This is a genomic window from Mesosutterella multiformis (assembly GCF_003402575.1).
Lineage (GTDB): Bacteria > Pseudomonadota > Gammaproteobacteria > Burkholderiales > Burkholderiaceae_F > Mesosutterella > Mesosutterella multiformis.
On the sequence record NZ_BGZJ01000001.1, the window covers coordinates 557,242 to 568,781 of the forward strand.

The 11,540-nt window shown below is 59.1% G+C and carries 16 protein-coding genes and 1 tRNA gene; 2 read left to right on the plus strand and 15 right to left on the minus strand.

Going from position 1 to position 11,540, the window contains the following annotated elements; all coding sequences use genetic code 11:
• Window positions 1-21: 21 nt before the first annotated feature.
• From hemA to M4NBBH2_RS02560, 4 genes are all read right to left on the minus strand, one after another.
• Entirely contained in the window at window positions 22-1,323 is a 1,302-nt protein-coding gene (gene hemA / locus M4NBBH2_RS02545) for a glutamyl-tRNA reductase (RefSeq protein ID WP_116269585.1), read from the minus strand.
• 504 nt (window positions 1,324-1,827) lie between these two features.
• Window positions 1,828-1,903, minus strand: a tRNA-Thr gene (locus M4NBBH2_RS02550).
• Window positions 1,904-1,925: 22 nt separating this feature from the next.
• On the minus strand, window positions 1,926-2,333 hold the full coding sequence (locus M4NBBH2_RS02555) for a stringent starvation protein B (RefSeq protein WP_116269586.1): 408 nt from the start codon (window positions 2,331-2,333) through the stop codon (window positions 1,926-1,928).
• Between the two features lies 1 nt (window position 2,334).
• Window positions 2,335-2,940, minus strand: coding sequence for a glutathione S-transferase N-terminal domain-containing protein (locus M4NBBH2_RS02560; protein ID WP_116269587.1), 606 nt, complete (start codon window positions 2,938-2,940; stop codon window positions 2,335-2,337).
• Between the two features lie 198 nt (window positions 2,941-3,138).
• Between M4NBBH2_RS02560 and mscL the strand changes: the two genes are divergently transcribed.
• Complete coding sequence (mscL, locus tag M4NBBH2_RS02565; protein ID WP_116269588.1) at window positions 3,139-3,594, plus strand: large conductance mechanosensitive channel protein MscL; 456 nt, start codon at window positions 3,139-3,141, stop codon at window positions 3,592-3,594.
• A 63-nt stretch (window positions 3,595-3,657) separates the two neighbouring features.
• Here mscL and M4NBBH2_RS02570 read toward each other — a convergent pair whose 3' ends face one another.
• The gene (locus M4NBBH2_RS02570; RefSeq protein WP_116269589.1) at window positions 3,658-4,776 is read right to left on the minus strand and encodes a S1C family serine protease; all 1,119 of its coding nucleotides are present in this window, start codon (window positions 4,774-4,776) and stop codon (window positions 3,658-3,660) included.
• 11 nt (window positions 4,777-4,787) lie between these two features.
• Between M4NBBH2_RS02570 and M4NBBH2_RS02575 the strand changes: the two genes are divergently transcribed.
• The gene (locus tag M4NBBH2_RS02575) at window positions 4,788-5,537 is read left to right on the plus strand and encodes a Nif3-like dinuclear metal center hexameric protein (RefSeq protein ID WP_116269590.1); all 750 of its coding nucleotides are present in this window, start codon (window positions 4,788-4,790) and stop codon (window positions 5,535-5,537) included.
• A gap of 73 nt (window positions 5,538-5,610) precedes the next feature.
• Here the strand turns inward: M4NBBH2_RS02575 and tatC are convergent, their stop codons facing one another.
• The 10 genes from tatC to hisB all read right to left on the minus strand — a co-directional run bounded on the left by tatC (window position 5,611) and on the right by hisB (window position 11,506).
• Window positions 5,611-6,486: a twin-arginine translocase subunit TatC gene (gene tatC / locus M4NBBH2_RS02580; protein WP_116269591.1), complete on the minus strand. Its 876-nt coding sequence runs from the start codon at window positions 6,484-6,486 to the stop codon at window positions 5,611-5,613.
• Between the two features lie 12 nt (window positions 6,487-6,498).
• The gene (gene tatB / locus M4NBBH2_RS02585) at window positions 6,499-7,158 is read right to left on the minus strand and encodes a Sec-independent protein translocase protein TatB (protein WP_022443922.1); all 660 of its coding nucleotides are present in this window, start codon (window positions 7,156-7,158) and stop codon (window positions 6,499-6,501) included.
• An 86-nt stretch (window positions 7,159-7,244) separates the two neighbouring features.
• Window positions 7,245-7,493 carry a Sec-independent protein translocase subunit TatA gene (tatA, locus tag M4NBBH2_RS02590; RefSeq protein ID WP_022443921.1) on the minus strand — a complete coding sequence of 83 codons (249 nt, stop codon included), beginning with the start codon at window positions 7,491-7,493 and terminating at the stop codon, window positions 7,245-7,247.
• 5 nt (window positions 7,494-7,498) lie between these two features.
• On the minus strand, window positions 7,499-7,846 hold the full coding sequence (locus M4NBBH2_RS02595; protein ID WP_022443920.1) for a histidine triad nucleotide-binding protein: 348 nt from the start codon (window positions 7,844-7,846) through the stop codon (window positions 7,499-7,501).
• A 23-nt stretch (window positions 7,847-7,869) separates the two neighbouring features.
• On the minus strand, window positions 7,870-8,232 hold the full coding sequence (locus tag M4NBBH2_RS12000) for a phosphoribosyl-ATP diphosphatase (RefSeq protein ID WP_116269592.1): 363 nt from the start codon (window positions 8,230-8,232) through the stop codon (window positions 7,870-7,872).
• Between the two features lie 15 nt (window positions 8,233-8,247).
• Window positions 8,248-8,643 carry a phosphoribosyl-AMP cyclohydrolase gene (gene hisI / locus M4NBBH2_RS12005; RefSeq protein WP_116269593.1) on the minus strand — a complete coding sequence of 132 codons (396 nt, stop codon included), beginning with the start codon at window positions 8,641-8,643 and terminating at the stop codon, window positions 8,248-8,250.
• Window positions 8,640-9,419, minus strand: a complete 780-nt coding sequence (gene hisF / locus M4NBBH2_RS02610; RefSeq protein ID WP_116269594.1) for an imidazole glycerol phosphate synthase subunit HisF — start codon at window positions 9,417-9,419, stop codon at window positions 8,640-8,642. Before hisF ends, hisI begins: the two co-directional genes overlap by 4 nt.
• A 34-nt stretch (window positions 9,420-9,453) precedes the next feature.
• Entirely contained in the window at window positions 9,454-10,221 is a 768-nt protein-coding gene (hisA, locus tag M4NBBH2_RS02615) for a 1-(5-phosphoribosyl)-5-[(5-phosphoribosylamino)methylideneamino]imidazole-4-carboxamide isomerase (protein WP_116269595.1), read from the minus strand.
• A 50-nt stretch (window positions 10,222-10,271) separates the two neighbouring features.
• The gene (hisH, locus tag M4NBBH2_RS02620; RefSeq protein ID WP_116269596.1) at window positions 10,272-10,913 is read right to left on the minus strand and encodes an imidazole glycerol phosphate synthase subunit HisH; all 642 of its coding nucleotides are present in this window, start codon (window positions 10,911-10,913) and stop codon (window positions 10,272-10,274) included.
• Entirely contained in the window at window positions 10,910-11,506 is a 597-nt protein-coding gene (gene hisB / locus M4NBBH2_RS02625) for an imidazoleglycerol-phosphate dehydratase HisB (protein ID WP_116269597.1), read from the minus strand. Before hisB ends, hisH begins: the two co-directional genes overlap by 4 nt.
• Window positions 11,507-11,540: the final 34 nt, after the last annotated feature.

Here is an 11,540-nt window from a genome sequence, read left to right on the forward strand (position 1 = left end):
CAGCTGCTCAAAGGGCGGATTTTACGCCACGCCGCCATCCCGGCTGCTGCGGTAGAACTCATTCAGAATATCGTTCTCGCGGGCGCGCTCCTCTGCGCTGAGGCCCGTGCCGTTGCGAAGCAGCGTCGTCGGATCGTGAATCAGCTTATTGGTAAGCGCGCGGGACAGCTCCTCAATCACGGAAGCCGCATCGTGACCGGCCGCGAGATGACGCTGAGCCTTTTTCACTTCAGCCTCCCGCATCGCCTCGGCTCTTGAGCGGAGCGCCTGGATCGCGGGCACTGCGTCGCGGGCGGCGAGCCACCCCTCAAACGCCTGAACCCGGGACTCAATGATGTCCTCGGCTTTCGTCACCGCCATGCGGCGGCTTTCCTTGCCGGATGCCACCACTTTGCCGAGATCATCAATCGTGTAGATGTAGACATCGTCAAGCCGCGACACTTCCTCCTCAACGTCGCGCGGCACCGCGAGATCGATGATGAGGATCGGGCGATGGCGCCGGGCGGCGACAGCGCGCTGCATCATGCCAAGCCCGATAATCGGGAGAGAAGACGCGGTGCAGCTCACGATCACGTCATACTGCGAGACGATTTCCGGGAGCGTCCGGAGCTCAACCGCTTCAGCGCCGAACCGGCGGGCGAGCGCCGCGCCTTTCTCGAGCGTGCGGTTCGCCACCGTCACTTTCTTCGGGTGCTGGGCACAGAAGTGCGCCGCGCAGAGCTCGATCATTTCGCCGGCACCGACGAAAAGCACGTTCTGATTGGCGAGGCTGCCGAACAGCTGGTTCGCAAGACCGACTCCGGCCGCGGCGAGCGACACCGAGTGTGAGCCGATCGCGGTCGCCGTACGGACTTCCTTTGCCGCGGCAAAGGTGCCGTCAAAAAGATGCCCCAGCATCAGCCCGAGCGACTTCGATTCGCGGGCGATACGCCAGGCCTTCTTCATCTGGCCCACAATCTGCGTTTCACCGAGCACCATGGAGTCAAGACCGCTCGCCACACGGAACGTATGACGGGCCACATCCGACTGGCGGTACTCATAGGTGTGCGGGAGGAATTCCTTCAGGTCAATGCCCTTCTGACGCGCGACAAAGCTGCAGAGCGAATGCAGCGCGGCATCGCCGTTTTCCGCCGCGAGGAAGAACTCAGTTCTGTTGCAGGTCGACAGAATCAGCGCTTCCCGTATTCCGCCTTCTTCAGGACGGGCATAGGTACTGCGGAGCGCAGAAAGCGCTCCGGGAATTTCTTCCGGAGAGAATGCCACCGCTTCCCGGATGGAAAGCGGGGCCGTCGTATGGTTTAAACCTAAAGCAAGCAGCTGCATCGGAGGCGTCTGAGACGGCTGTCTCTTCCTCAGGAGGGGGAAGAGCGCTGTCTTCTATCTGTTTTTTGTAATCAACCCTGATACCACAGGGCATTCTGAAACTGAGATTCTGAAACTGCGTCCGCCGCTCGGCGGACACCTCAAACCCAAGGCTTGGACAGCAGGGCTTCTCTGAGCCTTTCCGACTGCCAAGTAGTCGGATTTTTGAGGATAAAAATCATCAGTCTGCGGGTCTGCAACATTATATGTGCTTTTGACCAATGACCTGCGGCTGATGACGGATGGAAACTCCCCCTGCCCGGGGCCGGGAGAAACCGATCCTGCGGAGAGAATACACGGGACTGCTGAATTTCCGATTAAAGCCGCCCGCGGATCCGCCGGGAGCCCTGCCGCGGGAAGGAGAAAAAGCGGTGCCCCGCGGCCAGGACCCTGGCAGTAACTTCCATAACTCGCTGAGCAGCAAAGAAAAATCCCGCACCGCGGCAAGCGGTACGGGATGTATTCTGGTGCCCGTTGTCTGACTCGAACAGACGACCTTTCGCTTACAAGGCGAATGCACTACCAACTGTGCTAAACGGGCAGAGAGTGAAACTATACCCGATTTATTTGATCTTTTGTATCAGAGTCGGGCGCTTCGCACTCGCAGATGTTGCTTCCGGAGCCTCGGGAGCGGCCGTCGGCGGTTCGTAGGGAAAACCGATGGCACTCTCAGGATGCTCAGCCGGGTAAGCCGCGATGATCGCTCTTACCGGAAGAACGATCTGACGCGAAGCCTCACCGAAGCGGGCGTCGAACCGGAACTCATCATTCCCGAAGTCAGGGTTATGCACGGCTTCGGAGGCCACGCTGAGCGTGATCTTTCCGTCCTGCACAAACTCCCGGGGAACGACCGTTTCATCATCCACCTGCGTGAGAAGATAGGGCTCAAACCCGTTATCCTCACACCAGTCGATCATCGCCCTCAGAATGTAGGGCTTGAAGGGGATCTGGTTGTCGTCTGCTTCAGCCATATCAGCGGCGCATAACCTTTTCAGAAGGCGTCATCGATTCCATGAACGCCGGACGCGAGAAGACCCGTTCAGCATAGATCTGGATCGCCTTCGCGGTCTTCGGGAGCTCGATCTTGTAGTAGTCGAGACGCCAGAGGAGCGGAGCGATGCAGATATCGAGCATCGAGAAATCTTCACCGAGGAAATACTTGTTCTTCGCGAGGTGACCGGAGAACTGCTGCAGCTGAGCCGAAATCGACTTGCGGGCAGCTTCCCTCGCTTCTTCCGAAGAAGCGTGATTTTCCAGCACGCGGACCGGCTGGTAGAGCTCACGCTCAAAGCCGTAAATGAACATGCGCGTACGGGCACGGGTAATCGGATCCGGCGGCATCAGCTGCGGATGCGGGAAACGCTCATCAATGTATTCATCAATTACATTGGCTTCGTAGAGGATCAGATCCCGTTCATTCAGGACAGGAACCGTTCCGTACGGGGTCATTGCCCGCACCTCAGCCGGAATGTTGAACATATCGACATCGCGAATTTCAAAATCCATGCCCTTCTCGAAGAGCACGAAACGGCAGCGATGGGAGAACGGATCCGTCGTGCCTGAATACAGTACCATCATAAAAAGCTTTTCCCTACCAAAAGACAGAACCTACCGGTTACCGGCAGTCCGGCACACAAAAGTCAAAGTGCTTTCATGCGGTTTTAAAGATGTCATTTTAAATCAATCGCGAGAACAGCGGAGCCGCAGAGAGGGGGTAGCGCTAACCGCGCACTCGCTTTACTATTTTCAGTATCACACTCTAAGGATCCTCTCAGTATGTCATTCTTTAAAGAATTTCAGACCTTCATCTCCAAGGGCAACGTGATGGACATGGCTGTCGGTGTTATCGTCGGCGGCGCTTTTAACCAGATTATCGGGAGTCTCGTGAAGGATATCTTCAACCCGATTCTCGGCTTTCTTGTCGGGAAGCCCGATTTCACGAACCTCTTCTGGGTTCTGAAGGCTCCTGAAAATTACACCGGCCCGTATACATACGACGCCCTTACCAAGGCTGGCGCCACCGTTTTCGGTTACGGCGCTTTCCTCACCGCGGTGATCCAGTTCCTGCTGCTCGCTTTCGTCGTGTTCCTCCTCGTGAAGGGCATGAACGCCTTGCGTGAAGCCGCCGAGAAGAAGAAGGAAGAGGCCCCGGCCGCTCCCGCTCCGACTCCGGAAGATATCGCTCTGCTGCGTGAAATCCGTGATCTCATGAAGAATCAGCCGAAGGCCTGATCACCGGTCTCCCGATTCCGGATAAAACAGTTCGCCCCGCAGGATTCCCTGCGGGGCGTTCTTTTACTGGCGGTCGTCTGAGGGAGCCTGCTGAAGCGGCGGTCTCACCTGGAGCGTCACCTTGGTTTTCCACCGGCGGCCGTCACGGGTGAAATTGACATCCACCGTGGTGCCGGGAGGAATCGCCGCCACCTGGCGCATCATGGCGGCAACATCAGAGACGGGCTGCCCATTGATGCTCGTGAGAATGTCGCCCTCACGGATCCCGGAAGCCCAGGCCGCGGCGTCCTTCTTCACGACCGAAACGAGAACCCCCTTCCCGGCCTCAATATGCTTCGAGGCCGCAATCTCAGGCGTTATTGCCTGAGGCACAAGACCGAGATAGCCGCGCCGCACCTTGCCGTTCTTCATCAGCGCGGGAAGCACCTCATTCACGAGAGCGGACGGGATCGCGAACCCGATGCCGACCGAGGCGCCTGAATTCGTATCCGGAGAAAAGATCGCGGTATTGATGCCAACCAGCTGCCCCGCGGTGTTGATGAGCGCGCCGCCTGAATTCCCGCGGTTAATGGCGGCGTCTGTCTGAATGAAATCCTCAAAGCTGTTCAGCCCGAGACCGTGACGGCCGAGAGCCGAAACAATCCCCATCGTGACCGTCTGCCCGACGTTAAAAGGGTTCCCGATCGCGAGCACGACATCTCCCACGTGAAGCACGTCACTGCTCCCGAATTCAATCGCTGGGAAATCGCTGCCGTCAATCTTAAGAAGCGCGAGGTCGGTTTCCGGATCCGTACCGACAAGCTTTGCTGAACAGTCACGGCCGTCAGGAAGCGCCACCGCGATATCCGAAATGCCGTCGATCACGTGGTTATTCGTCAGAATGAAACCCGTGCGGCTCACAATCACGCCGGACCCGAGAGGGGACGTTCCGGAGTGGCCGGAAGGTGTCTGACCGAGCTCCCGGTCTTCATCATCCACAGGCTGCGTTGTGTAGATATTGACGACAGAGGGCGCCGCGCGGTGCACCGCGTCAGAGTAGGACACCACAACGCCATCCGTCCGGAGCGGCTGCCGAGGCTCATGACCTTCGTGCGTGAAATGCTCAAGCAGCACCCACACGAGCGCTGCGGCAGCGCAGACTGTCACTGCTTGGGCGAAAATAAGCCAGAGCCTTTTAAACATAAGGAAAATCCATGCGGAACCGAACGCTCGTAGAAAAACTGAATACGCTGCTCGAACCGGAGCGCTTCCATGATTATGCGCCAAATGGACTGCAGGTCGAGGGAAAGGGTGAAATTTCCCACGTTGTGACTGGCGTTACCGCGAGCCTCGCGCTGCTTGAGGCCGCGGCGGATCTTCACGCCGACGCCGTGCTTGTGCACCACGGCTGGTTCTGGAAACGGGATACTCCCTGCATTACCGGAATCCGCTATAAGCGGATCCAGACCGCGCTCAGCGCCGGTCTGAATCTCATTGCCTACCATCTGCCGCTCGACGCTCATCCGGAGCTCGGCAACAACGCTCAGATCGCGAAGCGTCTCGGCATCATCCCCGAAGGCCAGTGGGGTGAAATGGATCTCGGCTGGACGGGGACGCTGTCCGCGGGCAGCCTCACCGCGAAGGAGTTCGCCGGTCTCTGCGAAAAGACCTTCAGGAGGACGCCGCTTCTTGTCGGTCCCGAGGACAAGGTGGTCCGCCGCATCTGCTGGTGCTCAGGCGCCGCTCAGGGGTTCTTCGAGGAAGCTGTGGATCAGGGCGCGGATCTCTATCTCTCGGGCGAAATCTCCGAGCCCACAGTTCATATCGCGGAGGAAACCGGCGTTCCCTATCTCTCGTGCGGCCACCACGCGACTGAACGTTTCGGCATTCAGGCGCTCGGCGCCTGGGTGGAGGAGAACTGCGGGCTGCAGGTGACGCATATCGATATCGATAATCCCGTCTGATCCAGGAAAGAAACCGGGAATAAAAAATGGGAGCCCGCTGGGGCTCCCATTTTTTCTGACTGAATCAGCGGTCTCAGGATCCGGAAGAACCGGCGTTCTGTTCAGCAGCCTTCTTTTCAGCCTCTTCCCGCTCACGCTTCTCAAGCTCAGCGATTTCTTCCTGCTCAGCTTCCATGAAGGGTTTCGGGTTCTTCTTGCCGAAGAGCTGCACGAGCCAGATGCCGGCCTGATAGAGAATCACGAGCGGCAGAGCGAGCAGCGTCTGCGAGAGCACATCCGGCGGCGTGAAAATAGCCGCGATCACGAACGCGCCCACGATGATGTAGGGGCGGGCCTTCTTCAGCGCCTCGAGCGACGCGATACCCACGTGGTTCAGCACCATGACGACGATCGGCACTTCGAACGTGAGACCAAAGGCAAAGAACATCGTGATCACAAAGCTGAAGTACGAATCGATATCCGGCGCGAAGTTGACGGACTCAGGCGAGAACTGCGCGATGAACCGGAAGACAAACCGGAACACGACGAAGTAGCAGTACATCACGCCGACAAAGAACATCGCGACCGAGGACACAAGCACCGGAAGCACGAGTTTCTTTTCCTGCCGGTAAAGCGCAGGCGCCACATAGGCCCAGGCCTGATAGAGCACCACAGGGAGCGCGATCAGGAATGAGACAAAGAGCGTCACCTTCAGCGGTACGAGGAACGGCGCCACGACGCCGGTCGACAGCAGCTTCGTTCCCGCGGGAAGCGCCACCATCAGCGGATGGGAGAGCGCGTCAAACAGCTGCTTCATGAAAGGGGAAAGGACGAGGAACACGATCACGACCGCGAGGATCGCTTTCACCATTCTGTTCCTCAGTTCGATCAGGTGCTCGACCAGAGGCTTTTCGTTCCTCGGATCATCCGGCGCCTCGATCGGCAAATTTTTATCAGAATTCTCGCTCATGGGGGAACCTGGCTAGCGGTAAATGCGGGGACGGTTGACGCGGGCCCGGGGTGCGTACTTCCGGTTATTGCCGACAAACTGGTGGCGTTCAAGCTGCAGACGCTGCTGCATCTTCTCCACCTCTTCGGCGAGTTCATCAACCGAAGGACCGGCGATATACCGCTTATCGAAAATCTTGGTGTTGGAGCTGGAGCCCGAGTCGTCCCAGGCGAAGTCGCTGCTGTCGAACTCGGTGCCGCTGTACTGCTCGGCTCCCGCGCCGGTGCTTTCGCCGACCGCGGTGGTCGGTGTGCCGGCAGACGGCGTGTCGTTGAACGAATCAATCCCCGTGGCCACCTTCGGCTTATCAGCCTCATAGGCCTTCTCGGCGTCATTCAGATTCTTCTGAGCTTCGCCCGCCACGGAATTGACATCCTTCTCAATCCCGAGCGCGGCCGAGCGAACCGACTCATTCAGATCCTCAGCGATATGCTGGGCATCGTCCTTGATTTTCTTCAGTTCGGCAAGCTCCGACTCGCGGTTGATATCGTCCTTCATCTGCTGGACGAACCGCTGGGCCTTTCCGATCCACTGACCGGCCGTCTTGGCGACGACAGGGAGCCTTTCCGGACCGAGTACCACCAGTCCGACAATGCCACAGACTACGAGTTCACTGAAACCGAAATCAAACATAAATGCCTAACCAGTCGCTGGCAAAAGTGGAATAACCCCCGGTCCAGTGCGGGCCGGGGGAGCATGTCTGAGAGACTCAGAAAGAATCAGGCCTGCTTCTTTTCTTCAGGAGCCTTTTCTTCCTTAGCGGCAGCGGGCTTCGCTGCGTCGGAGGCGACAGCAGCCTTGGCGTCAGCAGCCGGCTTCTTGTCGTCGGTGGCATCGCTCATGCCTTCCTTGAAACCCTTGATGGCGCCGCCAAGATCCTTGCCCATGTTCTTGAGCTTGCCGGTACCGAAAACGAGGACAACGATGGCGAGAACAATCAGCCAGTGCCAAATAGAGAGAGAACCCATGATTATTAGCTCCTACGCTTCCAAGGCTGAGGTCCACCCAGCACATGAATATGCAAATGAGGTACTTCCTGACCGCCGTCGCGGCCCGTGTTGATTACGATGCGAAAACCATTGCCGCAACCCTGCTCGAGAGCAAGCTTCTTGGCAAGAACTAGCATTTTACCCAAAAGTTGACCGTCTTCGGGGGAAACTTCAGCGAGAGACGTAATGTGGCGCTTGGGAATGATAAGGAAATGCACAGGCGCGGCAGGATTAATGTCGTGGAAGGCAAAAACTTCCTCATCCTCATAGATCTTCTTGCTGGGAATTTCCCCGCGGGAGATCTTGCAAAACAGGCAGTCATCATTCTGCATAAAACATCCTCCAGATTTGGATTTTAGTCTTTCGGGGCCTGGGTCTTGCGGTTCGCCTTCTCGACGAGACCGGAGACGCCCTCGCGCCGCGCGAGTTCCTGCACGACGTCCTCAGGGCGCAGCCCGTAGCAGGAAAGCACCACCATCGAGTGGAACCAGAGGTCAGCCACCTCGTAGACGAGATGCTCCTTCGCCTTCTTGCCGTCCGCGACGTCCTTCGCCGCCATGACGACTTCAGTCGCCTCTTCCCCCACTTTCTTCAGCATGCCGTCGGGAGCCTTCGAGAAAAGCTGCGCGACGTAGCTCTTCGACGGATCCGCGCCGTGGCGTGAATCAATGGTATCGGCAATCTCTTCGAGAATGCCTGTGCAGTTTTTTTCTTCCATACGATTCTCTTCTTTTCAGTGATGACCGTACATCGCGTTCGGATCGCGGAGGACCGGAGCGTTTTCCTTCCAGACGCCGTTTTCATCGAGCGTCCGGTAGAAGCAGCTCTGATGCCCGGTGTGGCACGCGGCGCCGCCGAGCTGCCGGACTTCGTAAATCACGGAGTCACCGTCACAGTCGAGCTGCACCGAGAGCAGCTCCTGAACGTTGCCGCTCTCCTCACCCTTCCGCCAGAGGCGGTTACGGGAGCGTGAGAAATACACGCCGCGGCGGGTCTTCACCGCTTCGAGCAGCGCCTCGCGGTTTGCCCAGGCGAGCATCAGCACGCGGCCGCTCTCTGAATCCTGCGCCACCACGGGCACGAGCCCGCGGCTGTCAAACTTCACATCTTCAATCCAGGCGTCCGTCATGCCGCAGCCTCCGCGCCGAGCCTCATGCAGATACCCTGAGACGCCATGAAGCGCTTCGCCTCTTCAATCGTGTACTCACCGAAGTGGAAGATCGACGCGGCGAGCACCGCGTCCGCGTGCCCCTTCAGCACGGCGTCCGCGAGATGCTGCAGGTTCCCGGCGCCGCCTGAGGCAATCACCGGAATATTCACAGCATCGCTCACCGCGCGCGTGAGTTCCAGATCGAAGCCTTCCTTCGTGCCGTCCGCGTTCATGCTGGTGAGAAGAATCTCACCGGCACCGAGCCGCTCCACCTCTTTCGCCCACTCGACCGCGTCACGGCCCGTGGGCTTCCGGCCGCCGTGCGTGAACACTTCCCAGCCTTCGCCCGACGCGTTCTTTCTCGCGTCGATCGCGGCCACGATGCACTGGCTGCCGTAGAGCGCCGCTGAGTCTCCGATCAGATCGGGATTCAGCACGCCTGCCGTGTTGATGGACACCTTATCAGCGCCCGAATTCAGCAGCCGGCGGATATCCGACACCTGACGCACACCGCCGCCCACCGTGAGCGGAATGAACACCTGGGAGGCCACCGCTTCAATCACCGAGAGGATGATGTCGCGGTTATCGGAACTCGCCGTGATGTCGAGGAACGTCAGCTCATCAGCCCCCTCACGGTCATAGCGCCGGGCAATTTCCACCGGATCCCCGGCATCCCGGAGGTCAACGAAATTCGTGCCCTTCACCACGCGTCCGGCAGTGACGTCAAGGCAGGGGATGATCCGCTTAGCTAGCATGAAAAACCTCTTTTCAAAAGGGTTGACGCTTTTCTCAAAGCTCGTCGTCGTCCCGGATCGGGCCGCCGCCCGTGACGTACTCAAACGCCTCACGGAAGTCGAGCGTGCCTTCGTAGAGCGCCTTGCCGAGAATGACACCGGAGACGCCGTCAGACTCCACCTGCATGAGGGAGACGATGTCATCGATGTTCTTCACGCCGCCTGAGGCGATCACCGGAATCGGGGTCGCCTGCGCGAGGCGGCTCGTCGCCTCGACATTCACTCCGCAGAGCATGCCGTCACGGGAAATATCCGTGTAGAGGAACGCCGCCGGGTCATGCGCCGCGAACTTCTTCGCAATATCGAGCACGTCGATCCGGGAGGTCTTCTCCCAGCCATCCGTCGCGATCTTGCCGTTCCGGGCGTCGAGCGACACGATGATCGCGCCGGGGAACGCGTCGCAGGCGTTCGCGAGGAACCCCGGCTGCTTGATCGCGGCCGTGCCGATCACCGCGTAGGCGAGACCCGCGTCCATGTAGGACTCAATCGTATCGAGATCGCGGAGTCCGCCTCCGAGGTCAATCTCCATCACGCCGCTGAAGTCACGGATGATGTCGGAAATCACGCCGTGATTCACCGAGCGGCCGCAGCGGGCGCCGTCAAGATCCACCACGTGGAGACGGCGCGCACCGAGCTCTGCCCAGTGCCGGGCCATGTCCCGGGGGTCTTTGGAGTAGACCGTAATGTTCTTATCGAGATCCCCCTGGACCAGACGCACGCAGGCGCCGTCCTTGATGTCAATGGCAGGGATGAGATCAAGCATCTTGTGAACCTCTTGGAATCAGTCTTGATAAATGAGATTGAGTGTAGGAATCAGGGATTCCAGTGGATAAAGTTCGCATAGAGCTTCAGGCCGTCGGCCGCGCTCTTTTCCGGATGGAACTGCGTTGCGAAAATATTGTCCCGGGCGACCGCGCTGGTGTAGGGAAGCCCGTAGCTCGTCATGCCGGCAACGATGCTCATGTCTTCAGGCGCGGCGAAGTAGCTGTGCACGAGGTAGAACCAGGCGCCGTTTTCGACACCAGCCCAGACCGGGTGCGGCTGCGTCTGATACACCCGGTTCCAGCCCATCTCGGGGACCTTCAGCCGGGAGCCGTCAGCGGTGCGCATGGCACTCGCGGGGAACCGGATCACGCGGCCGCGGAAGAAACCGAAGCCCTTCGCGTCTCCTTCCTCGCTTTCCTCAAAAAGCATCTGCAGACCAATGCAGACCGCAAAGACTGGCTTATTCACGAGCGCGTCGCGCACCACGTCCGCGAGCCCCGAGTCAAGCAGATGATGCATGCAGTCTGCCATAGCGCCCTGGCCCGGCAGCACAATGCGGTCAGCCGCCCGGACAGCGGCCGGGTCAGAGGAAACAGCAACCGAGGCGTCGCTTCCCGCGACCGCTTCGAGCGCCTTGGAAACGGAGCGGAGATTCCCGCTGCCGTAGTCAACGACGACGACCTTCTTCATAACGTTCCTTTCGTAGACGGAATCACGCCCGACATGCGCGGATCAGGCTCAAGCGCCATGCAGAGCGCTCGTCCGAAGGCCTTGAAGATCGTCTCGGCCTGATGGTGGGCATTGATACCGCGCAGGTTATCGATATGAAGCGTGACCTGCGCGTGGTTCACAAAGCCCTGGAAGAATTCGCGGATGAGCTGCGTATCGAGCTCTCCGATCATCGGGGCCGTGAACGGGGCTTCAAACACGAGCCCGGGCCGGCCCGAGAGATCGATCACGACGCGTGACAGCGCCTCATCGAGCGGCACATAGGCAAAGCCGTAGCGGCGGATGCCGCGCTTATCGCCTAACGCCTGAAGAAGCGCCTGGCCAAGCGTAATGCCGATATCCTCAACCGTATGATGCCCGTCGACCTGCAGATCGCCCTTCGCGCTGATGGTGAGATCCACCAGCCCGTGACGGGCGATCTGATCGAGCATGTGATCCAGGAACCCGATTCCCGTATCAATCTCGGAGCGGCCCGTGCCGTCGAGATTGATGCGGACGTCAATCGCGGTCTCCTGCGTCTTGCGGCTCACTTCCGCGGTCCGTAGTGACTGCATAAGCGCCACCTCCTGGCGGTTATTTCAGACGTTC

Bases quoted from the DNA above. Each gene is read 5' to 3' on its own strand.
- hemA (WP_116269585.1), bottom strand. From the start codon at position 1,323: ATGCAGCTGCTTGCTTTAGGTTTAAACCATACGACGGCCCCGCTTTCC.
- M4NBBH2_RS02555 (WP_116269586.1), bottom strand. From the start codon at position 2,333: ATGGCTGAAGCAGACGACAACCAGATCCCCTTCAAGCCCTACATTCTG.
- M4NBBH2_RS02560 (WP_116269587.1), bottom strand. From the start codon at position 2,940: ATGATGGTACTGTATTCAGGCACGACGGATCCGTTCTCCCATCGCTGC.
- mscL (WP_116269588.1), top strand. From the start codon at position 3,139: ATGTCATTCTTTAAAGAATTTCAGACCTTCATCTCCAAGGGCAACGTG.
- M4NBBH2_RS02570 (WP_116269589.1), bottom strand. From the start codon at position 4,776: ATGTTTAAAAGGCTCTGGCTTATTTTCGCCCAAGCAGTGACAGTCTGC.
- M4NBBH2_RS02575 (WP_116269590.1), top strand. From the start codon at position 4,788: ATGCGGAACCGAACGCTCGTAGAAAAACTGAATACGCTGCTCGAACCG.
- tatC (WP_116269591.1), bottom strand. From the start codon at position 6,486: ATGAGCGAGAATTCTGATAAAAATTTGCCGATCGAGGCGCCGGATGAT.
- tatB (WP_022443922.1), bottom strand. From the start codon at position 7,158: ATGTTTGATTTCGGTTTCAGTGAACTCGTAGTCTGTGGCATTGTCGGA.
- tatA (WP_022443921.1), bottom strand. From the start codon at position 7,493: ATGGGTTCTCTCTCTATTTGGCACTGGCTGATTGTTCTCGCCATCGTT.
- M4NBBH2_RS02595 (WP_022443920.1), bottom strand. From the start codon at position 7,846: ATGCAGAATGATGACTGCCTGTTTTGCAAGATCTCCCGCGGGGAAATT.
- M4NBBH2_RS12000 (WP_116269592.1), bottom strand. From the start codon at position 8,232: ATGGAAGAAAAAAACTGCACAGGCATTCTCGAAGAGATTGCCGATACC.
- hisI (WP_116269593.1), bottom strand. From the start codon at position 8,643: ATGACGGACGCCTGGATTGAAGATGTGAAGTTTGACAGCCGCGGGCTC.
- hisF (WP_116269594.1), bottom strand. From the start codon at position 9,419: ATGCTAGCTAAGCGGATCATCCCCTGCCTTGACGTCACTGCCGGACGC.
- hisA (WP_116269595.1), bottom strand. From the start codon at position 10,221: ATGCTTGATCTCATCCCTGCCATTGACATCAAGGACGGCGCCTGCGTG.
- hisH (WP_116269596.1), bottom strand. From the start codon at position 10,913: ATGAAGAAGGTCGTCGTCGTTGACTACGGCAGCGGGAATCTCCGCTCC.
- hisB (WP_116269597.1), bottom strand. From the start codon at position 11,506: ATGCAGTCACTACGGACCGCGGAAGTGAGCCGCAAGACGCAGGAGACC.